The organism is Coleofasciculus sp. F4-SAH-05 (assembly GCF_040222985.1).
GTDB lineage: Bacteria > Cyanobacteriota > Cyanobacteriia > Cyanobacteriales > Coleofasciculaceae > Coleofasciculus > Coleofasciculus chthonoplastes.
In genome coordinates this window covers 1-21274 of the sequence record NZ_JAVKBY010000101.1, presented here as the reverse complement: position 1 = coordinate 21274, position 21274 = coordinate 1, and the positions used below count along the sequence as shown (strand labels likewise).

The 21274-nt window shown below is 47.0% G+C and carries 23 protein-coding genes; 15 read left to right on the top strand and 8 right to left on the bottom strand.

Annotated features, from left to right (window positions below; genetic code table 11):
- Positions 1–181: 181 nt before the first annotated feature.
- Complete coding sequence (locus tag RIG27_RS13280; RefSeq protein WP_446345808.1) at positions 182–2407, top strand: putative baseplate assembly protein; 2226 nt, start codon at positions 182–184, stop codon at positions 2405–2407.
- Between the two features lie 27 nt (positions 2408–2434).
- Here the strand turns inward: RIG27_RS13280 and RIG27_RS13275 are convergent, their stop codons facing one another.
- Entirely contained in the window at positions 2435–2593 is a 159-nt protein-coding gene (locus RIG27_RS13275) for a hypothetical protein (RefSeq protein ID WP_446345806.1), read from the bottom strand.
- A gap of 893 nt (positions 2594–3486) precedes the next feature.
- Here RIG27_RS13275 and RIG27_RS13270 point away from each other — a divergent pair.
- The 3 genes from RIG27_RS13270 (at position 3487) to RIG27_RS13260 (ending at position 8405) form a co-directional block, all read left to right on the top strand.
- Positions 3487–4524 (top strand): phage tail protein, encoded by a 1038-nt coding sequence (locus tag RIG27_RS13270; RefSeq protein ID WP_446345804.1) that lies wholly within the window; start codon positions 3487–3489, stop codon positions 4522–4524.
- 80 nt (positions 4525–4604) lie between these two features.
- Complete coding sequence (locus RIG27_RS13265) at positions 4605–6083, top strand: hypothetical protein (RefSeq protein WP_446345802.1); 1479 nt, start codon at positions 4605–4607, stop codon at positions 6081–6083.
- 138 nt (positions 6084–6221) lie between these two features.
- Positions 6222–8405 (top strand): hypothetical protein, encoded by a 2184-nt coding sequence (locus RIG27_RS13260; protein ID WP_446345800.1) that lies wholly within the window; start codon positions 6222–6224, stop codon positions 8403–8405.
- A gap of 156 nt (positions 8406–8561) precedes the next feature.
- On the opposite strand, the gene RIG27_RS13255 is transcribed toward RIG27_RS13260, so the two are convergent.
- Positions 8562–8735 carry a hypothetical protein gene (locus tag RIG27_RS13255; RefSeq protein WP_446345798.1) on the bottom strand — a complete coding sequence of 58 codons (174 nt, stop codon included), beginning with the start codon at positions 8733–8735 and terminating at the stop codon, positions 8562–8564.
- Positions 8736–8740: 5 nt separating this feature from the next.
- On the opposite strand from RIG27_RS13255, the gene RIG27_RS13250 reads away from it, so the two are divergent.
- The 3 genes from RIG27_RS13250 to RIG27_RS13240 all read left to right on the top strand — a co-directional run bounded on the left by RIG27_RS13250 (position 8741) and on the right by RIG27_RS13240 (position 12570).
- Positions 8741–9916: an anhydro-N-acetylmuramic acid kinase gene (locus RIG27_RS13250; RefSeq protein ID WP_446345796.1), complete on the top strand. Its 1176-nt coding sequence runs from the start codon at positions 8741–8743 to the stop codon at positions 9914–9916.
- A gap of 180 nt (positions 9917–10096) precedes the next feature.
- Positions 10097–10543: a hypothetical protein gene (locus tag RIG27_RS13245; protein ID WP_446344309.1), complete on the top strand. Its 447-nt coding sequence runs from the start codon at positions 10097–10099 to the stop codon at positions 10541–10543.
- A 488-nt stretch (positions 10544–11031) separates the two neighbouring features.
- Complete coding sequence (locus tag RIG27_RS13240; RefSeq protein ID WP_446345790.1) at positions 11032–12570, top strand: serine/threonine protein kinase; 1539 nt, start codon at positions 11032–11034, stop codon at positions 12568–12570.
- Between the two features lie 222 nt (positions 12571–12792).
- On the opposite strand, the gene RIG27_RS13235 is transcribed toward RIG27_RS13240, so the two are convergent.
- From RIG27_RS13235 to RIG27_RS13220, 4 genes are all read right to left on the bottom strand, one after another.
- On the bottom strand, positions 12793–14199 hold the full coding sequence (locus RIG27_RS13235) for an NAD(P)(+) transhydrogenase (Re/Si-specific) subunit beta (protein WP_446345788.1): 1407 nt from the start codon (positions 14197–14199) through the stop codon (positions 12793–12795).
- A gap of 13 nt (positions 14200–14212) precedes the next feature.
- Entirely contained in the window at positions 14213–14491 is a 279-nt protein-coding gene (locus tag RIG27_RS13230; protein WP_006105018.1) for an NAD(P) transhydrogenase subunit alpha, read from the bottom strand.
- A 56-nt stretch (positions 14492–14547) separates the two neighbouring features.
- Positions 14548–15693, bottom strand: coding sequence for a Re/Si-specific NAD(P)(+) transhydrogenase subunit alpha (locus RIG27_RS13225; RefSeq protein ID WP_446345786.1), 1146 nt, complete (start codon positions 15691–15693; stop codon positions 14548–14550).
- A gap of 706 nt (positions 15694–16399) precedes the next feature.
- Positions 16400–16594, bottom strand: coding sequence for a hypothetical protein (locus tag RIG27_RS13220; RefSeq protein ID WP_446345784.1), 195 nt, complete (start codon positions 16592–16594; stop codon positions 16400–16402).
- A 56-nt stretch (positions 16595–16650) separates the two neighbouring features.
- Here RIG27_RS13220 and RIG27_RS13215 point away from each other — a divergent pair, with 56 nt between their 5' ends.
- Positions 16651–17184, top strand: a complete 534-nt coding sequence (locus tag RIG27_RS13215; protein ID WP_446345782.1) for a DUF2808 domain-containing protein — start codon at positions 16651–16653, stop codon at positions 17182–17184.
- 108 nt (positions 17185–17292) lie between these two features.
- Positions 17293–17430: a 50S ribosomal protein L34 gene (gene rpmH, locus RIG27_RS13210; protein WP_446344298.1), complete on the top strand. Its 138-nt coding sequence runs from the start codon at positions 17293–17295 to the stop codon at positions 17428–17430.
- Positions 17431–17432: 2 nt separating this feature from the next.
- Here the strand turns inward: rpmH and RIG27_RS13205 are convergent, their stop codons facing one another.
- The gene (locus tag RIG27_RS13205; RefSeq protein WP_446345780.1) at positions 17433–17582 is read right to left on the bottom strand and encodes a hypothetical protein; all 150 of its coding nucleotides are present in this window, start codon (positions 17580–17582) and stop codon (positions 17433–17435) included.
- A 13-nt stretch (positions 17583–17595) separates the two neighbouring features.
- Between RIG27_RS13205 and rnpA the strand changes: the two genes are divergently transcribed.
- The 6 genes from rnpA to RIG27_RS13175 all read left to right on the top strand — a co-directional run bounded on the left by rnpA (position 17596) and on the right by RIG27_RS13175 (position 21048).
- Positions 17596–18000 (top strand): ribonuclease P protein component, encoded by a 405-nt coding sequence (rnpA, locus tag RIG27_RS13200; RefSeq protein ID WP_446345778.1) that lies wholly within the window; start codon positions 17596–17598, stop codon positions 17998–18000.
- Positions 17990–18382 (top strand): PH domain-containing protein, encoded by a 393-nt coding sequence (locus tag RIG27_RS13195; protein ID WP_446344294.1) that lies wholly within the window; start codon positions 17990–17992, stop codon positions 18380–18382. Before rnpA ends, RIG27_RS13195 begins: the two co-directional genes overlap by 11 nt.
- Positions 18383–18705: 323 nt before the next feature.
- A complete protein-coding gene (gene yidC / locus RIG27_RS13190; RefSeq protein WP_446345775.1) occupies positions 18706–19875 on the top strand; it encodes a membrane protein insertase YidC in 1170 nt (389 codons plus the stop codon).
- Between the two features lie 2 nt (positions 19876–19877).
- Positions 19878–20360, top strand: coding sequence for a Jag family protein (locus RIG27_RS13185; protein WP_446345773.1), 483 nt, complete (start codon positions 19878–19880; stop codon positions 20358–20360).
- A gap of 62 nt (positions 20361–20422) precedes the next feature.
- Positions 20423–20926, top strand: a complete 504-nt coding sequence (locus RIG27_RS13180; protein ID WP_446345771.1) for a YceD family protein — start codon at positions 20423–20425, stop codon at positions 20924–20926.
- Positions 20884–21048 carry a hypothetical protein gene (locus tag RIG27_RS13175; protein ID WP_446345769.1) on the top strand — a complete coding sequence of 55 codons (165 nt, stop codon included), beginning with the start codon at positions 20884–20886 and terminating at the stop codon, positions 21046–21048. The genes RIG27_RS13180 and RIG27_RS13175 overlap by 43 nt, the downstream gene beginning before the upstream one ends.
- A 43-nt stretch (positions 21049–21091) precedes the next feature.
- On the opposite strand, the gene RIG27_RS13170 is transcribed toward RIG27_RS13175, so the two are convergent.
- The coding region (locus tag RIG27_RS13170; protein WP_446344286.1) for a hypothetical protein at positions 21092–21274 on the bottom strand (183 nt) is incomplete at its 5' end.

Sequence of the window (21274 nt, the reverse complement as noted above, 5' to 3'; positions counted from 1 at the left end):
CCCGTACAAAAGGAATGATTTTGTAGATTGTGGTGCATTTTTTGATGAATTACAGCATTTATCGGTGTTGTGAGGTACATGAGCAAGGGCGCAAGTACATGAGCAAGGGCGCAAGCCTTGCGCCCCTACAATTGTGTGTACCCCTGACAAATGACAAATGACAAATGACAAATGACAAATTATGGAATTTGATTTTTTACCGAAATTACCAAAATCTGATTTAGACGATCGCGCGTTTCAGGATTTGGTGGAAGAGTGTATCCTCCGCATTCCCCGCTACTGTCCAGAATGGACAAATTACAACCCCAGTGATCCAGGAATCACGCTGATTGAACTGTTCGCCTGGTTAACTGACCAAATGTTGCTGCGGTTCAATCAAGTCCCCCGGCGTAACTATGTTACCTTTCTGGAATTACTGGGGATTCGCCTGCAAGCCCCAACCCCGGCGCAAACCCAACAAACGTTTTATCTGAGTTCGTCTCTCCCCGAAGCCTACACAATTCCCACGGGAACCGAAGTGGCGACGGTACGCACCCAAGCCGACGATGCGATTATTTTTAGCACCGATCGCCCTCTGGTGATTGCTAAACCCAGTATCCGCCATTTTCTCACATCCGACACCGCTGACGACCAACCCCAAGTCCTGCGCGATCGCTTTGTGGGAACTTGGAATCAGCGACCCAGTGGCGAATGGGAGGGCTTGGAATTATCTATTTTTAATGAACAACCCCAAACGGGAAATTGCTTTTATCTTGTCTTTGAGGGGGATCAACCCATCGAAGGCAATGTTATCGCCCTCCGCATTAGAGGTGAAGCCGCTACCTCCACTGGGATTAATCCCGAATATCCCCCTCGCCTTTGGCAAGCCTGGAATGGTATGTTTTGGGAACCTATCCTGCTACAAGAAGCGGATGATAGTACCAAAGGATTTAGTTTCAGCGAACTGATCCGTCAAGGGGGTGATCCGTTACAAGGGGCGGATGTTGTCCTGCATTTGCCCCTACGTTTACCCGTTACCCAATTTGTTACCTATCAGGGACGTTGGCTGCGCTGTATTTACACCGAACCCCACTTCAATCAACCCGGTTATATTCGTTCCCCGCGCATCGTTGGTTTAGATGTCCGGTCGATTGGCGGTACAGTGGAAGTCACCCAATGTACGACGATTCGTAATGAAATTCTCGGCGAAAGTGATGGAAATCCCGGTCAAACCTTTCAACTCCAAGGACGGGGAATTTTACCGCGCCGGGATGAGGAACATATTCTGGTGATTCCACCTGGAGGTTTACCACAAATCTGGCAAGAAGTCAATGATTTTGCCGATTCAGGTCCAGAAGACCTGCACTATACCATTGATGCGATTACTGGCATGATTCAATTTGGTCCCCTATTACGAGAACCCTCTCAACTGCAAGAACAAACGCGGTGGCGTTCCCGTTCCCAGAGAGTCCCGTCGCAAATGCTCAGTTTAGTCAGTGGTAGAAATAGCGGGGTAGAACGACGGGAGGGCGCGGCGATGCAGTCGATGGAACGTCAATATGGCGCGGTTCCCCCTAGAGGTGCTGTGATCCAAATGGTTGCCTATCGCATTGGGGGCGGTCAACATGGTAACGTACAACGGGGCGCGATTCAAGTCCTCAAATCCGCCGTTCCTTATGTGGCGAACGTGATTAACTATTCTCCCGCCCGGAATGGCGCTGATGCTGAATCCCTAGAACAAGCCGTGATCCGGGTACCGCGACTCCTGAGAACACGCGATCGCGCTGTTACTCGCGAAGATTTTGAATACCTAGCCATGGAAGCCGGAGGCGGTTCTATTGCTCGCGTGTTATGCTTATCGCCAATTCTCAAAGAAGACGCCGGACGAGTACGTCTGCTGCTTGTACCCAACGCCAATACCGATGGGATTGAGCGCGGTGAAGGAATTGACCCAGACTTCTTAACCCTGACCCCACAACTCACCGAGCGAGTGTTGAGTTATCTCAATGAACGACGGTTACTCGGTGTGGAAATCCTCTGTAGCCAACCCAATTACGTTGGGGTTGCGGTACAAACAGAAGTGGCTCTCGATACAGCTTATAATAATCCCCGTGCCCAACAAGAAATACTATTGAAACTACAAACCGCACTCTATCGCTTTCTCAATCCTTTAACTGGGGGTTCAGAGGGTAAAGGGTGGTCTTTTGGTCGCCCAGTTTACTCATCTGATATTGTCACCTTATTGCAAAGCGTTCCTGGGGTACAGTATTTAGGGGCAGTCCAGCTATTTGAATTACGGCGTCAGGGACAAAATTGGATGCGAACCTTGCCGCGAACCCCTGTTATTGATCCTGGTCCGTTGGGTCTAATCTGTTCCTGGCATAATAATCGATTACGCTCTGGTCATGTGATTAATTTGATTACATAAGTGTGAATTGAGAAGGGCGATCGCACTTCATTCTAACCCATACGCGATCATCTCCGTCTCCTTCCCCTGACGCTGCTCTACCCGACAAATCAGGGCCTGTCGTACCTGGGCGATCGCACTCATCAGATAACGACGACTATTCACGACATACCACTTTACCCTTTCCGTATCCTTCGCTACTGACATAGTTTTGACTTTCCTTAAGGTTGTTTCGGCGAAACCTGTCAAGTTCTGATAATTCAAACTATTCTTTCCCAAAAAAAGGTTTGAATATTTAAATCCGTTTGATGTCTTAACAAAACATCATAATTTCTCGTTTTTGACGCCTTTTCAGGAATAATCTACGAATGATCAGGGAATTCAGCCATTGTGAGCCGGATGTGCGGTTTTCAGGTATACTATCTATGGTGGGTACTTTGTCGCCAAAAATAATTTCGATATAGCTAAACCCATTGAATCTTGGTAAAACTTTGTATAATTACTGGTTTTCATCTCCCAGCCAACCTTCCCTTGAACGCATGTATTTTGTTCAACTTACGATAAAAATTATTACAAGGGATTGACAAAAACACAGAAGACACAGGTAAGGAAAGGGTACAGACAGAAAATTGAATAGTGAGGGACACAGATTGACACAGAGAACTCAATAGGACTTGCTGAATTAGTGTTGCAGTGAGCAGAATTGGAGTCGCGCATTCTCCACTAGGACGCATCAGTTGTTCCAGACGTTGCAGGCAACCTGACTACAACTTCCCCTGAGGAGTAAGCTACTTCTTCTGTAAGGGTTTGAGAGGTATTTACACAACTTAATAGGGTTGAGTTTATTTTCACTAACCGACTGAGTTGAACCGTCGTTATTCACTGCTATAATCACTCCATAGTTCATGCAATTAGATACACTGACAGAACCATGTAGAGTGGCTCGGATTAAGTAAGGTAGAATACCAAATTTGATGATGAAGTTACACGAATGACGGATGACGAATGACGAATGACAAATGACGAATGACGATCCCCACCGTTAACGTTAATTGTCCCCACCGACTTACAAAAACGGGGGGAGTTAACCTGGATTTAGTATGACACAAGCTCGCGATATATTACCCTTACGTCTACAACTAACCCCCATGCAGTTGCCAGAGGTCACCCCTCAGCCGATTGCCGGGTCAAGCGAGTCTGCCGCACCTTTACTCAGCCAAGCCAAACGGGAAACAGAACGTCGCGGGTGCTACCTTACCCTCTATCCGGGAGAACCGAGTGAACTGCTGCTGGAACTGGAAAACCTCAGCAACCAAACCTTAGACTTAGATATTAATATCCAGGGAGATTTTCCCTCCCAATGGTATCGTTTGGGTATGGAAGGGCAGGAACTTCTGGCTGGTGGGCGCATGGAAGCGGTGATTCGCTTTTATATGCCAGCCGATTTCTTTGAGTCTAATCAGGATTGGGACACTAAACCCTCTCACCGCCTCGATTATCGCGGTCAGATTTATGTCTATTCCAGCCAATCGGGAACGGGGAGCAAACATATTGAATCAGCAAGCTTTAATCTCTATGTTCGCCCTCGTAGCTTATATCTAAACTTTGTACCCGAAATTTATCAAGAAGTCGATTTTATCGGTCGCTTTCTGAAAATTTTTGAACAAGCCTTTGAACCCACATTACAATCCCTGGAGGCTTTATGGGCGTATCTCGACCCCTTAATGACACCAGAAACCCTTCTACCCTTTCTGGCACATTGGGTAGGTTGGCAACTCAACCCCGCCTTAAGCCTACAGCGACAGCGCTATCTGATTCGTCAGGCGATGGAGATTTATCGCTGGCGAGGGACGCGCCGGGGATTACGGTTTTACCTGCATCTATTTACGGATTTACCCTTGGATGACCATCTTCCCGAACATCAAAAGCATATTTGTATTCAAGAAGTGTTTGGTCAGGGATTTATGATGGGGAACACCCACCTAAATGAAGACTCCCTGATTGGTGGCGGACAACCGTATCATTTCATTGTCCGACTGCGCCCTGAACCCCCGACTAAAATTGACGAATTATTAGTCCATCAAATTATTCAACAAGAAAAACCTGCCTTTTGTACTTATGAACTCTATATTGAATAACATAAGACAAATGACGAATGACGAATGACAAATGACAAATGACAAATGACAAATGACGAATAACGAATGACAAATGACAAATGACTAACCACTTCCCTCCCCCATCTCTCCAACAATTTGAACGTCTCCATGTCACAGACGGCTTACTGATTGATGCCCAACGTTGGCAGTTAGCTCACTACTATCATCGCCAGTATCATAGTACCTTTTACCAATCTCTACATCAGCCCGGAATTGTCTTCGGGTTGGGGGTACATATCATTCCCGCCCCCGCTGAGGTTGTGGCGAAATACCGAGATGAACGTTGGGTGGAAATTCAACCGGGACTTGCGATTGATTTATTTGGCAATTTTATCGTAGTGCCAGAACCCATGTCCTATCGGATTTCTTCAGAAGCGACTTCAGGAAAACCCTTGATAGTGTATTTGGTGGTTAAATTTAGAGATCCCGCAGAATTACGCACCCGTAGAGTTATCGATAGAATCGTCGAAACATTTCGGATTAATGAAAAGGCAAATCCACCCACGGAGGGGGATGTTGAACTCTGTCGAATTCTTCTGAAAGCAGGACCCGTTAAACTGGAAGCGCCCGTCAATATTTTCTCCCCTAGCTATAACCAGTTGGACTTGCGCTACCGTCTTCAGCCCCAAGCTCGACCTCTGGCGAGCGTTCACGTTGCCATGTACAAAGGGCTAGCTGTGGATAACTATGAACATGAGCGTATTTTATCGAATCTTTCCTATCTTCTACAATCAACCACTGGACTTTACCCTGCTCTCCAGGGGAGGGATGAAATTGGACAATTTAGTTTACACTCGGCAGAGTTACAAGCTATTTTAGAGTATGATTTATTTTTCATGATCGATCGCCAAGTTCAGGTGTTAGGGGAATCGGAATTTGAGGTGCTGCGAAAGTATTTAAAGGCAGGAGGTACACTTTTAGTCGAAGCCTCGGCAGGATTAAAGCATTGGATTCAAGGCAATGCGATTAAAGACCTGAGCAACATTTACCAAGAACTCGAACAGGCGCTAACCCAAATCGATGATAACCCCAATATTGATACGGATACAAGATTAAAGCAATGCCGACAAGATATTGTTAGTGAACGAGAGATGATTGCTACAGAGTTAGCCAGACGCAAGAATTCGATCGCGGGTCGATTCCAAGAGTTTGCCCAAAGTATAGGAACCCAGTTAACGCCACTGGAAAAATTAGACCGTCACGACTTACTGCGGACTCAACCCTTTCTCTTTGCCACGACACCTCGTATCAATAGAAAGCCGATTCAAATTTTAAGGGGTGGCGGAATTATTGTCGAGATCGGTAACTTATCGGAGGCTTGGGGAATCAATGAAAAGCAAGTTCTTTCCCGTGAAGCGATCCGTACAGCTCAGGAAATAGGGATTAATATTTTGCATTTAGCTTGGCGTCGCCGACAACTAACCCGTGGACAGCAGCCACCACCAACAGTTACGACATCAAGCCCTTCCCACCCTTCCAATCCATCACAACCGTCAGATAGATCGCGTCGAGATGAGCTGTTTGATAAGTTAATGTAGGGTGTTGAACAGGGAACACCTCGACTTACCTCGGACTTCGGCGTGAGCGCTCAGTCGAACGCTTCGCTCGGTAACACGCTCGGTGTGTCACAGGGAACAAGGAAACTGGGGGAGGTTCGGGAGTAAGGAAGGACAATAATGGTAGATAATTTAATTGATACAACGGTTTCCCCAAAACAACTTCGATTTAAGCCAGGAGGTCTACCTGCTTCATTTGAAGTTAAAGTCGTTAATGATAGCGAGCGCTTTGCTAGTTTTCAGGTGGAAGTAACGGCGGCTGGAGTTGATGATGATCGGCTTCCGGATTGGTACACGATCTCCCCAGAAGTGGGGACTAAAAAGCCGCCGGGTGATGTCACCCATTTTCAGGTGGCGATTATCGATAATCCTGTTCCCGGGTTTGTCGGATTGATGAACCTAACGGTGCGTGTCTTTTCCATGGAACTCCCGGATGAAGACCGAGAAGTATTGCGGTTAATTCTAGAACAGGGTACGGGTTCAATTCCGTTAAAATTGGATCTGCCAGTACGGGAGTTTCAAGAATATCCCGCAAGTCAGCAGGAAATTCCGGTACGGGTTTATAATCCCAGTCAATTAGAAACCCATGTTACGTTAAACTTTTCAGGCATAGATCCAACCTGGATTGTCGATGGAACCGAACGCCAATTATATCTACCTCCAAACGGACAAGTCACTGAAACATTTATTTGCCAAATTCCTGACATTTCCCAAGCGCCCAGTCGGATTTATCCCTTTGCGATCGCGGCGACTCATCGCCATGGTTCTCCCGCCCAAGTGGAAGGTACGCTGGAAGTTTTACCGATGGGATTGGTTGAGTTTAGCGCCACTCCCAAACAGCAGCAAATTCCCGCCCAACGCCCTTGGATACCCAACTGGCGTAATTCCCCGGTTCCCTACACCTTGGAATTTGAGAATCATAGCAATATTCAGCAACAGGTTACTGTTAATATTCAGGGTGAAGATAAAAAGGAATGTACCTTAGAATTGCCGGATAAACCCGCCGAATTGAATCCGGTTCAAACGGCTCAAGCGCCGCTTAGAGTTCAAGCCAGACGCCATTTATGGGGTCGGAAAAAAGAACTTTCTTTAGAAGCATTGGCGACATTATCGGATCAGCGTTTAGGGAATACCAATCCGGCTAGCCAACTGTTACGACTCGATGTTTATCCGATTATTCCAACTTGGTTACTCCTAGGTGGAGGATTGCTGCTTTTATATTTTATCTGGTGGCTATCTTGGCTCAATCCCGATAATAAGTTTTTTGGGCATCAAGCGGCGGTGAATTCGGTGCAATTTAATGGCATGAGCCAGAATGTTGTCAGTGGATCTAATGACGAAACTTTAATTAAATGGCGAGTCGATGGTTTTTTTAACCCCTTTGCTAATCCAGAAGTGGAGGAGATTGCCGATACAGGTAAAGCTGTGCGGGTTATTCGTTATAAACCAGTCGATAATAACGTGGTGGCGACAGGGTTAGAAAATGGTGAGATTCAACTGTTGAATTTATTGGCAGAAACTCCAAAATTAATGATGTCTTTTTCCCAGGAAAAAGATGATCGAGTGTTGGCATTAGAGTTTACAGATGACTCCCGCTACCTGTTTAGTGGTCACGGCAGTGGTTTGGTACTTGGGTGGGACATTCAACAAAATTTAGGCGAAGCCGATGCGGGAGTGAATGGCAATGTTGAACCCCTACGTAGCGGACGATTCAAATTCGCCATATATGCCTTAAATTTTGTGGGACAAGGTAATCAAAATTTAGTGGTTGCTGGACGGTTTAACACCTTAGCCATTTGGAATTTACCCAACCCAGATAATGTGGCAATTCCTATACCCTATCGTGAAGGGGGTCAGGATGACTATATTTTCAGTATTGATGTTGCTGATATGAAACCTTATCTAATGGCAACGGCTGACAATCAAGGCTATATTACCTTGTGGAATATGGAATCCTGTTTGGTTGAGGGTCAACCGTCCTGTGAAATTATTGACCAATGGTCGAATGGTCATGGCGGTCAAGCGGTACGATCTGTGGCTTTGAGTAATGGGGGTTGTTACTTAGCTAGTGGCGGCGATGATGGACGAATGATGCTGTGGCCCCTAACCACTAGGGGTAAACGAGCAGAAAATTATGTAAGTGGTATTGAAGTGGGTCGGTCATTGAGAAACAAAACATTCAATAGTGTGGATATAAATGTTTTGAAGAGAAATATTCTCATCGCTAGTGGTAGTGACGATACCCTGGTGCGGGTGAGACGAGCGAAACGGCTCAAAGGGTTAGGGTGCGATCGCGATGAGTGAGAACGCTTGTTCAAGCTTAATCTGCCAGACTGAGGATTTTTCCTGATCGGATCAAGTCCATGCTGTAGGAAAAAAAGGTAGATGCACCCTGGTTATAAACCTTAGCCTCACGGCTGAGGTTTTTTTTTTCGAGAAAATGCCAGATCTTGGTAAAATCTATAACGGCATAAGTAGGGGCTGCTGAATAAGTGTTGTGGTGAGCGGAGGGAACAGGGAACAGGGAACAGGGAACAGGGAACAGGTAAGGTAGAGTTTTGAGTTAACTTCCCCAGCTTCCCCATCTCCCCCAGCTTCCCCATCTCCCCCAGCTTCCCCCATCTCCCCCAGCAAAAACTATGACTCGCGTCGTTGGATTAATCAGTGGTACGTCAGTTGATGGAATTGATGCGGCTTTCGTGGAGATTGCGGGTTCCGAGTCCGATTTAACTGTGGAGTTATTGGCGGGAGAGACTTACCCCTACCCGGAACAACTGCGATCGCAAATCCTTAATCTCTGTGCGGGTGGTTCTATATCGATGGCAGAATTCGCTGGATTAGATGATGCGATCGCGCGACAATTTGCTCAAGCCGCCCAAGCCATCCAAAAACACCACCCACCCGCCGCTACACTGATCGGTTCCCACGGTCAAACCGTTTACCATCGTCCCCCTGCTCCCCCACCTCTCCACCCCTGTGCCCCTCCACCCCCCTACACCCCTTTAGGCTATAGTCTTCAATTAGGGCGGGGAGAGGTTATTGCTGACGCCACAGGAATTAAAACGGTCAGTAATTTCCGTGTCGCTGATATTGCGGTTGGGGGTCAAGGAGCGCCCTTAGTCTCCAAAATTGATGCTTGTTTGCTCTCCTCCCCGACTCAGCAACGATGTATCCAAAATATCGGCGGAATTGGTAATGTTACTTACCTCCCTCCCTGCCAAGGAAATTGGTTAGAGTTGGTCAGTGGTTGGGATACAGGACCGGGAAATACGCTGTTGGATTTAGCCGTGCAGCATTTTACCCAGGGACGTCAATCTTATGACCAAGACGGGAACTGGGCGCGACAAGGTACAGTTTGTCAACCCCTACTTAACAAATGGTTAACCCATGACTTTTTCCAGCAACCCCCGCCTAAATCCACAGGGCGAGAATTATTCGGCTGGGATTATCTACACCAAAGTATTGCCGAGAGTCAAGCCTATTCTCTGAGTCCGGCTGATCTATTGGCAACCCTGACAGAACTCACCGTCGCGTCTATAGAGGACAGCTATCGTCGCTTTTTACCGAAGATGCCTGATCAGATATTCGTATGTGGTGGGGGTAGCCGCAATCTTTATCTCAAACAGCGCATGCATTCCCGGTTACAATCCGTACAGATACAAACAACGGATGAGGCTGGGGTGAGCGGAGATTTCAAAGAAGCGATCGCCTTTGCCGTTTTAGCCTATTGGCGAGACTTGGGCATTTGCGGGAATCTCCCACCAGTTACGGGCGCGAAGCAGGCGGTACCTTTGGGTAATATCGCGCCATCTTAAATAATTAACGGAGAATCCAGCATTTCTTGTCCACTTGGGATTACACTAAATACTGAAACACAATTGCCTATTTTTTTATCCTAATGACTACGATTTTGGCAATCTGCTTGGTCAGGCATTGTGCCATAGTTGAGGACAAATTCAACCAGCACTATTCGATTAGAGGCAAAGGGTAACGCTGTGGCTCACACCTTTTTAATGGAGGCAGGACGCTGGACACTCCAGGGAAATTGGCTGGAGCGCAATGGATCGCTTCTAAGCGTTAGAGGGAAAACAATTGTTGCCTGGGGTCGAGAAAACTGGTTTACGATGGTAACCAAGCTGGTTTTTCCCGACGATGAGCGTGAAGATATTTCTTTCCAATATCGGGGGCGTCTTGATGCCGGAGAACGGCAGTATACCTTCGTCTTACAGCATAGTGTTTTGGGTCGTGTTGAGGGCGAAGGTTGGATCGCTCCAGAATCCATTGTGCAACGCTATTGGGTTTTAAGCGATCGTCAGAGACGTAGTGGTTTTGAAACCCGACACCAACTTGATGATAATACCTACTACCTCTCCAGTAGCATCATGGCGGGTCATTATCTGACCAGCACAATGGAAGCAACGCTAGAACGACAGCCTGGATAGCACAAGCCTATAATCAGAAGTATAAAGTGTGAAGTATCAACACTCAGCACCCCGTACTAAAGTAATGGGGCTTCGATCCTTCACGCTTAGTTAGAACCGTTCTGCTTATATTCCTCTCCGGTTGAAAGACACGGAGTTTCCTACATTGGAGGTATTTTGATAAAATCACTCACTGGGATTTGACCTTCCTAAAAATCTGTGACCTTTTACCTGCTTTTCGTGTGTTAGCGTAGCAGGATATAGTCCGGGATAGACTGATCAATTCTAAGTTATCCTTGACTTATGAAACGTATTGAGTTAACGGATTTCGGTTTACCACAGGTGTGGCTCCAGATGAACTATAGCTGGTCACAATGGCACAATGGAACGAGTAACCGAGTGAGTTATTGGGTCTAGTTCCTGTTTGATGCTGCTTGCCGAATTGCGCTTGGGTCAAACTGGTAAATAAGTATCGTTCACAACTGCTCCAAGCTCTCACTAAACCAATCATGACAAAAGACCCTAATCATGGTCGCATACTCGCCAACCGCTATCAACTCATTGGATTGATAGGTCAGGGCGCTATGGGTCAAGTTTATAAAGCTAAAGATATGTTACTTGGCGGCGTTATTGTCGCTGTCAAATTCCTATCCCAAACCTTGCTCAACCAAAAAATGCGCGATCGCTTTGAGCGAGAAGCGACGATCTGTGCGCTACTTGGGGAAAAAAGTAATCATATCGTGCGCGTCCGGGATTATGGCGTGGATGAAAATGATATTTCGTTTTACGTCATGGAATTCCTAGAAGGCAATGGCTTAAGTGAAATCATTCGCGATCAAACCATACCCTTACCTCGGTTTCTCAATATTAGCCGTCAGATTAGTTTAGGACTGCAATGCGCTCATAAAGGAATCGTGATCGAAGGTGAACTTAGCCCAATTATTCACCGAGATATTAAACCCAGCAATATTCTGGTGGTTGAAGACGCCTCCTTCGGAGAACTGGTGAAAATTCTCGACTTTGGCATTGCCAAGCTGATCCAGTCCAACAGCGAGCAAACACATTCCTTTATGGGGACATTAGCCTATTGTTCCCCCGAGCAAATGGAAGGGCGGGAACTGGATAACCGCTCTGACATTTACAGTCTGGGCGTGATGATGTTTGAGATGCTCACCGGCGAAATGCCGATTGTGGGCGAATCGAATTCCTTTGGCGGGTGGTACAAAGCCCATCACTTCAACCCACCCCGCCGCTTTGAAACCGCGAAACCGGATTTGAAATTGCCCAAAGCCTTAGAAAATCTGGTGATGAGTTGTCTGGCAAAAGAAGCCAGCGATCGCCCGCAAACGATTGAGGAAGTCATTCAGACATTAGAACCCTTAGAACAGCGTTTTGGTCAAGGACGACAACTCGGTCAGCGGATTGGTGCTGTACTCTCGAAAATACCCCGAGCCGAAGAACCCGCCCAGAAGCCTCCCGCTCGTTCTATTGAAGACCTCTGCTTACAAACGTTTTGGCCCAAAAACAAACCCCAAGCCTCGATTGTTTTTCCCCATATTATTCGTACCAGTCAGGAACTATTAGCCACCCTTTGGGTAATGCTAACCAAGGACGATATTGAAAACCGCCGCATTAGCACCCGCTATAACCAATTCCTATTTCTGATGTCTCCCCATCCCATGGTGTTATGGATTACAGCCCTGCACAATCGGCAACATGGCGCTCGTTGGCTAACCTGTTATTTGGATCTGAAAACAGCCATGGGTCAAAAAGTGATCCGCATTTTAGGAGAATCAGGAAACTACCGGATTTTATTCTTTGCCCTGACTGAACCGCAACGCTGCGCCAACGTGATGACCGCCACCATTGCCTCAACTCAGCGAAAACTACTCCTAGATTGGGCAAATGCCAGCCATGCAGCGATGCCCAGCACTCAGCCTCAGCTCAGTAAACGAATTCTCAAGCAAGAGCTTGAGAAACTTAAGCCGAAAATTGTGATGAAGCTAGAAGCCGTTCACACCGATTACCCAACCGACATTTCTGGATAGGGGTTGAATGTTCTGTAGGGGCGGGTTTAGGGACTAAATTGCGCCAGTCACCGATAACAGTTCAACAAAACCCGCCCTGATTCAATTTTAGGGGTGGGTGTAGGGGCGGGTTTAGGGACTCAATTGTGCTAGTCACCGATAACAGTTCAACAAAACCCGCCCTGATTCAATTGTGGAGGCGGGTTTCATCACATTCGGGTGGCAAAAAACGATAATTGTCGGTTAAAGCTGCTTCACCTCAGCCACAAGCTGCCCCACAACATCCTTAGCGCTACCAAATAGCATCATCGTCTTATCGCCATAGAACAACTCATTTTCAATACCAGCAAAGCCCGCGTTCATACTTCGCTTAATCACGATCGCGTGTTTTGCCTTATCGACATCAAGAATCGGCATCCCGTAAATCGGACTACTGCTATTGCTGCGAGCAGCTGGATTCACCACATCATTGGCACCAATGACGAGAGCAACATCAGTATTATCAAACTGAGGATTGATGTCATCCATGTCGTAGAGATAGTCATAAGAGACATTCGCTTCGGCTAAGAGTACATTCATGTGTCCCGGCATCCTACCCGCAACCGGGTGAATGGCGTATTTGACCTCAACGCCCAGTTTTTCAAGCTGATCCGCTAATTCGCGCACGGTATGTTGTGCCTGAGCCACTGCCATCCCATAACCCGGAACAACAACCACAGAGCGGGCATAGCCCAACATCATTGCTCCTTCTTCAGCATCGATGCTATGGACAACCTTGTCGCCGACACCAACAGCACCACCAGCACCGCCTTGAGCCTCACCGCTACCAAAGGCACTAAATAGCACGTTGGCTAGGGAACGGTTCATCGCCTTACACATAATATTGGTCAGGATTAAACCCGAAGCCCCAACCAATGCTCCTGCCACAATCAGCATATCGTTCATCACGACAAAACCCGCTGCACTCGCCGCTAACCCGGAAAACGAGTTCAGCAGTGAGATCACCACAGGCATATCGCCGCCGCCAATGGGTAGGACAAAGAAAATCCCTAACACTGAGGAGATACCCACCATTGACAGAAAGATGGTTGTATTGTCCGGTGTCACTAAGAGGTAGCCACTACAGACTAAAAAGCTAATCAGGAGTAAGGCATTAAATAGTTGCTGCAAGGGAAACTTGACTGGTTTACCCGTAATCAACCCCTGTAACTTGCCAAATGCCACAAAGCTGCCGGTGAGGGTGACGCCACCAATTAGCACACCCAGAATCACGGTAATCGTAGACCCTAAGGGTACACCTTGACCTGTACTCAGCAAGCGCCAAAATTCCCCGATCGCGACTAAGGCTGAGGCGGCACCACCCAACCCATTCAGCAAGCCTACCATCTGAGGCATGGCAGTCATCGCCACTTTATACGCTGCCGTCACACCAATCACAGCACCAATGGCGATTCCCACCAGAATCATTTGATAATTTAAGACCTGTTGGTTCAGCAGCGTTGACACCACAGCTAGCAGCATCCCCACTGACGCCCAAACGTTTCCTTGGCGTGCTGTTGCGGGTGATCCCAGCTTCTTCAGCCCAAAGATAAATAATCCAGTTGCGACTAAATACGTCAGTTCAATCCCAGTCGGTAGAAAGTCGGTCATGTTCTCACCTCACTTATTTCTTAAACATTTGCAACATTCGATCCGTCACCAGGAAACCGCCCACCACGTTAACCGTGGCGAGTACGACAGCGACTAAACCCAAAATGACGGTGACATTCCATTCCTTCGATCCGGAGATGAGTAATGCGCCGATGACGGCAATCCCGGAAATGGCATTTGCCCCAGACATCAAGGGAGTATGTAGGGTGGGTGGCACTTTGTTGATCACTTCAAAACCAACAAAGGCAGCTAAGACAAAGACAAATAAACTGGCAATGAATGTGGTAGTCATCTTTTTCTCCTTTTTCGGGGTTCATGGTTCTAACGGAACCTAACCTATACCTACACCTAGACAGTTGTACTCATTTGAGAGAGGGCATCTTTCACCCGCTGATTGCGAATTTCACCAGCGTGGGTAATACAGGTGCTGTCTACAATATCATCCTCAAAATTGAGTTGTAACTGTCCTTCTTTGACCAGGTACTGTAATAACGTTGAGATATTCTTGGCGTACATCTGGCTGGCGTGGGTGGGCATAGACGCGGGGACATTGATTGGACCGATAACGGTTACGCCATGACGAACGATATCTTTTCCAGCTTCAGTAACGGCACAGTTTCCACCTTGTTCAGCGGCGAGATCCACGATCACTGAACCCGGACTCATTTGCTCAACCATCTCCTCCGTCACCAGTACGGGCGCTTTTTTGCCGGGAACTTGGGCGGTGGTAATCACCACATCTGCCTGCTTGACGTGTTCCGCGATCACCTCTTGGGTGCGCTGCTTCGCGGCGTCAGAGACTTCCTTGGCATATCCCCCTTCAGCCACGGTATCTTCTTGGAGATCGACCTCAACAAACTTGGCTCCCAGACTTTGTACTTCCTCCTTCACCGCTGGACGAATATCAAAGGCTTCTACCATAGCACCTAGGCGTCGGGCTGTTGCGATCGCTTGCAGTCCAGCGACGCCTGCACCCAGGATAAACACTTTTGAGGGTTTGATCGTTCCCGCTGCTGTGGTTAACATGGGGAAGAATTTCGGTAACGCGGCGGCGGCAATTAGTACCGCTTTGTACCCGGCTACCCCAGCTTGGGAAGACAGCGCATCCATACTCTGGGCGCGACTGGTACGGGGAATCAACTCCATACTGAAGGCAGTCACCTTACGGTGTGCCAGTTTCTGGGCAACCTCTGGCTTACCGAGGGGACTGAGGAAGCTAATTAGTGTTGAGCTTTCCCGCATCTGGTTAATTTCATCATCCTTGGGAATGCCCACTTTCAGGATGACATCAGCTTCACCCCAGAGTTTACCTGGATCTGAGACTAGGGTAGCTCCTGCCTCCTCATAAGTGCGATCGCTAAAAAACGATGCCTCTCCTGCACCGTTTTCCACCCAAATCTCTAAGCCCTGTTTGACCAACCGGGCAACAGTATCCGGAATCAGGGCGACCCGATTTTCGCCCACTTCAATTTCTTTAACCAGTGCTATTTTCATGAAAACTCCTTATAGACTAACCGAAAAAACTATGCCTTGGTCGTTAGGCTAATGCCTTATGTACGAAGGTCGTATTTTTATGACATGATAGCCCTTGTGCCTTCCTTTTGCATCAACACTATCTAATCGATCTTTGGCTGAGAAAATTCGTCTGTCTTGAGGACGATTGAGTGAAGTTTTTTCTCCCTACTACGTTGGTGAGACGTTTCATCCCAACTCGCTAATAGAATTTGCCTGAGAGTTAACCTCTTTGTTAGGGTTGCCACCTGTGCGTGTGGTAGTGGTAGATGAACAACTAAGAGCGTTATCCTTGCTTATCTTGAGAAGCCAGCTAAGTCATTCGTTTAGGTAAGGGGTTGTGGGCTATTTACAAAACTCAATACAGTTTAGTTTATTATCAACAAACTACCTATTACCGACTTGAACAATTAATTTAGCTATCGTACATATCACTTGAATATAGAGAAGTTTTTGATAAAAAACATAAACCCATCTTCCTATCTTCATCCGCCTAAACTATTAAATTACAAGCATGATCACATTCCCCCACTCAATATACCTAGATAAATGTCGATTAATTCGACAATCTGGCTCATTACCTAACATAGATATCCATTTTTGGGGAATAATCAGAAGTATGAGCAGCTTTTTTCAAAATTTGTGTATATTTAACTACAGATACGACGAAGACGCACTAAAGGGATGACTAGAAGCTGCCAGACACTTTAGCTGAGTCAAAGCTGAGAGTCAAGCCAATTAGAACTTGCTGAATAAGTGTTGTGGTGAGTGGGAGCAGGGGAAGCTCTTGGATCTGGGGGAAATAAGCCAAGGCACTTTTGCTATCTTTTAAGCGTCTGTACCATCGCCGGACTACAACATGACGTAAATCTGCTACAGTCAAAGATTGTAAAGTTTAGTAACAAGCTTAGTTTTAGTACAGCCAAAGGTTTCTCTCTTATGTTTATCAGCAAATCTCCGTTAGGACGATTCGTTTCAGCCGTTGCCTTAACAGGCTGTTTATTCACGGGTGTAGCCCTTCGGACATTGGCTCAGAGTAATCCTGGGCTGACGATTTTTAGCGGGGTGGAACGGGAAAACATTCTGAGGTATCATTTCGACTTTGGGGGTCGTGCTGCGGCTTGGGATCGATTGAAACTGAGGATTCCGCAGAAAAAGATGGAATTATCGGTGCAGCAGATTGACCTACGTTATCCCGATTATTACACCGGAAAATTTGATCCCGATCGCGTGGAAGTTAGGGTTAATGGCGAATCCCTACCCATTGCTGAGGTGAACTGGGATAAAGACAATTACCAGCTTCAGATTTATATGCAGGAGCCAATTCCCGCCCAAGAGAAGGTGGAAATCGTCTTGTCTAATTTGAAAAATCCTCGGTTCGGCGGTACGTTCTACTTTGAATGTCTAGTGTGGACTACCGGTGATGTTCCTCTACCCCGTTATGTGGGAACCTGGATTGTTACAGTTAGTTAGGCTATTGAAATGCTACGATAATAGATCGTGACTCTTTGGTGAACTGGGGAAAGGAATATAACTCCTTTCACTTTCTATTTGAAGATGTAGCAGGATAAACAATAAACAATGACAAAACGAACATTAGGCGGTAGTAACCGCAAGCAAAAACGCAAATCAGGATTTCGCGCCCGCATGCGAACCAAAAACGGTCAAACTGTGATTAAAGCCCGCCGCAGTAAAGGACGTTATCGTTTAGCTGTGTAGTGTTAATCGTGTCCAGGTTTAGGACTGACTGTTAGGCGTTGATTCGGGTAGGGTGCTTGATCATGCGCCCTATCGCCCCTTCCCTGACAAATGACGAATGACCAAGGACAAATGACGTAGCTTGCTTCTTGAAAGGGAGTGAGTATGACCAAGGACAAATAACAATTGTTGCCTCAAGAGCATCGACTTAAGCATTGGCGAGATTTTAAGGCAGTATACCAAAAGGGAATTCGTCGCTATGGACGTCATTTAACCGTGCGCGGGTTACATTTGCCTAGGGTTAACCATGAAGATGGACTCCGTTCAGACAACTCACAGGTCAATCCTCCTACTCCATCCCCCACTCGTATCGGTATTTCCGTTAGCCAAAAAGTCAGTAAAAAAGCCGTTATCCGTAATCGCCTGAAACGGCGAATTAGAGCCGCTTTGCGCCAATTATTGCCGCGACTTACACCCGGTTGGCATGTCATAGTTGGAGTGCGCCCCAGCGCCTTGGAGTGCGAATATGCTCAATTTTTGCAAGAATTAGAGCAGTTATTGGTAGATGCTGAGGTAATAAATGGGCATTAAAGAAGAAACCTATTATGAGGGGGGTCCCCATATCGGTGACTTGATTATAAACATTTTGTTGGGGTTCACGGTTATCGCCCTGCCCTTAACCATTGGGGCGGTTGTGCGGGCGTTATGGCTGCGCTATCGGGTGACAACTCGTCGCATTTCGGTGACAGGAGGATGGCAAGGGCGCGATCGCACGGATATTATCTACTCTGAAATTGCCCAACTGCGGAAAGTTCCCCGTGGTATCGGTCTGTGGGGCGATATTGTGGTTATCCTGAAAGATGGTAGCCGTTTAGAACTGCGGGCTATGCCTCAGTTTCGCGAAATTTACGATTATATCGGTGAAAAAGTTTCTGCCAAAACGGGTAAACCTCTAGATTCCGTTAAGGCTTAAAGTATAGCGGCAGTGAGCAAGGGAGCAATGTTCGTGGGCGTCGGGTGTAGGGAATAATTGAACTCCTCACCTCGTTCAGACAACTCTAAGTTGAAGGAGCGCCAACCTGATTAGAAATTTTTGCCAAATTTCTGTATGTTTGGATACATTTCCCCATTGAATTTCTTTGGGCTGCCCAAGACGGCGATCGCCTGAAAGCCTCCCCCTGGGGTGAAAGCGTGGAGAATCGCCGGGGCAATTGCGGGATATTGCCTCCCATTGCCGCCAATATTCGATAAATTAGATTCAGAAAACGTTACAGCGCCTAGGTTGACTTTATACGAATGGATTTTGGTATCGGGTTTCTTTCCAACAACGTCATGCTGCCAATCCTGGATTTCTTTTACGGGATTGTGCCTAGCTACGGTCTTGCCATCGTGGCACTGACCCTGGTAATTCGCTTTGCTCTCTATCCCCTGAACGCAGGCTCCATTCGCAACATGAGGCGCATGCGAATTACCCAACCCTTAATGAAAAAGCGGCAAGAGGAAATTCAGCAACGCTATGGCGATGACAAGGTAAAACAACAAGAGGAGATGAGCAAACTCTTCCAGGAGTTTGGTAATCCCCTAGCCGGGTGTTTCCCTGTGCTGCTGCAAATGCCTGTCTTATTTGCCCTATTTGCCACATTGCGGGGATCACCGTTTTCTAATGTAAACTACACGGTGGATGTGCAAATCTTTCCCCGGGAGAAAATGGAGTTCATCCAGCCCCAAGCCTTTGCCACTAAACCCCAAAATATTTACTTTGCCGATGGGGTTCATTCACCCGTCGCCGCTGTCTTACCCAGTGGTAATCGGTTAGTGGTGGGGGAGAAAACCCCAATCGACTTTCAATCCGTTGAAGGGAAATCCCTCAGTACCCTGGAGAAGGAATATCCAGACACCAAAATTGTGCCTAAATGGGAAATCACCAAAGGGGAAGACAAGGTACATTTTGCCAAAGATGGTACCCTGGAAGCCTTAGCACCGGGTGATGTAACCCTAAAGGCGACGATTCCCGGACTGGCGGCGGAGCGAGGATTCCTATTTATTAATGCCTTAGGGCGAGTGGGTGCCTTTGGAGATGATGGCGAAATCCACTTGGATATTGTGGGCATGATTCTATTTTTTGGCGTGAGTTTGTATGTGAACCAGGTTCTCACGGGTCAAAATGCTCCTAGTGGTTCATCCCAGCAAAATACGGTGAATAAGATTACGCCAGTTTTATTCTCCGGGATGTTCTTCTTCTTCCCCTTACCCGCCGGGGTGTTGATGTATATGGTGATTGCTAACGTTTTTCAGACGTTGCAATCCTTCATTTTGATGCGAGAACCCCTACCGGACAATATCCAAAAAATGGTTGAGGAGCAAGAAAAAGCGGAACAGAAAACCCAATCCAAGGACAAGTCCGGCGAAGGGCGAGAATCACTGCCATTTGAACCGAAACGTTCCAAGAAAAAAGCGTCAAGTTAGCTATGAGTAATCAGCAGCGGGGTCAACAGTGGCTAGAAGAGTTGCTACGCTTATCCAATGTGTCGGCAACAGTGGAAGTCACTGATGAGAACCAAGATAGTAAAGCCAACTACTGGTTAACCATTGATCAAAGCCAATTGACTGAGGCAGAGATTCAAACCCTGATTGGCGTTAATGGTAAGGTACTTGATGCGCTACAGTATCTGGCAAATGCAACGCTTAACCTCGGTAAGCCATTAGCGGATCAGGCGGCGTATACCGTTGAACTCAATGGTTACCGTCTACAGCGTCAAGAGGAACTCCGGATACTGGCAGATCAGGCGGCACAGAAAGTACGGGAGACGGGTCAAGATTATGAATTGCGATCGCTCTCCGCCGCAGAACGCCGTCAAGTGCATACGTTGCTCCAGGAATGCGAAGATTTAGAAACCCACAGTCAGGGTCAAGAACCAAACCGTCGCTTGGTGGTGCGTCTGCGTCCTTAACTAAGGATTAGGGTTTAAAATCGGGGGTAGGGGTGGCTTGTTGGCAGCAAAGGAGTGGCATCATGGAAGTAATTTATATTCCTGGATTGCTTAAATTACCAGAGCAAACCGAGGTGATTCAGGTCAAAGAATTCCTGCCCGATTTAGAAACGCTAACGCCTGTGCGAGGAGGCTTGCAAGTTAAGCATCAAGGGAATTATTTAGAAGTCTCGGCGCAAGCCGAAACGATTATTACCCTAGCCTGTAACCGATGTTTGCAGCAGTACAATCATCGGTTAAGCGCGGATGTATCGGAACTGGTTTGGTTAGATGAAGCCGCCGAGCAACAGGAGCTGGGTATCTTGGAACGAGAAACGCCCTTGGAGGAGTTAGTGGAAACTTTACATCCCCAAGGGTATTTTGATCCCAATAGTTGGCTTTATGAGCAATTGTGTCTAGAAATTCCACCTCGACAGTTATGTGACGCCAACTGTCCAGGAATTGTCATGGATGAGAATGATAGCACTAAGCCAACTGATCGGCGTTGGGATGCTCTGGAAATTTTGAAGGGAAAATTGCCAGGGTAATTAATGGTCATTCGTCATTCGTCATTTGTCATTTGTCATACTCGCTTCCCCAAAAGAAGCAAGCTACGTCTTATGTCATTTACCTAGATCCAGGTAGGGGCGGGTTTAGGGATAATTATTGATTATTTTCCCTAACTGGGATACAAAACCCGCCCTCCTCTCATTTCATTCAATCCAGGTAAAATGAGGTGTGGTGACTGATTCGCTTTGAACAAAAGTTGAGCGCAGTCCCCATCTAAAATCGCAAGATTTAGGTGGGGGACTGCGAAACACTAACAATTTTGGTAGAATTCCGACAGGTACGGCGGCATTTATTTGTTCGGCACGACCTACAGAACCTAGAAAACT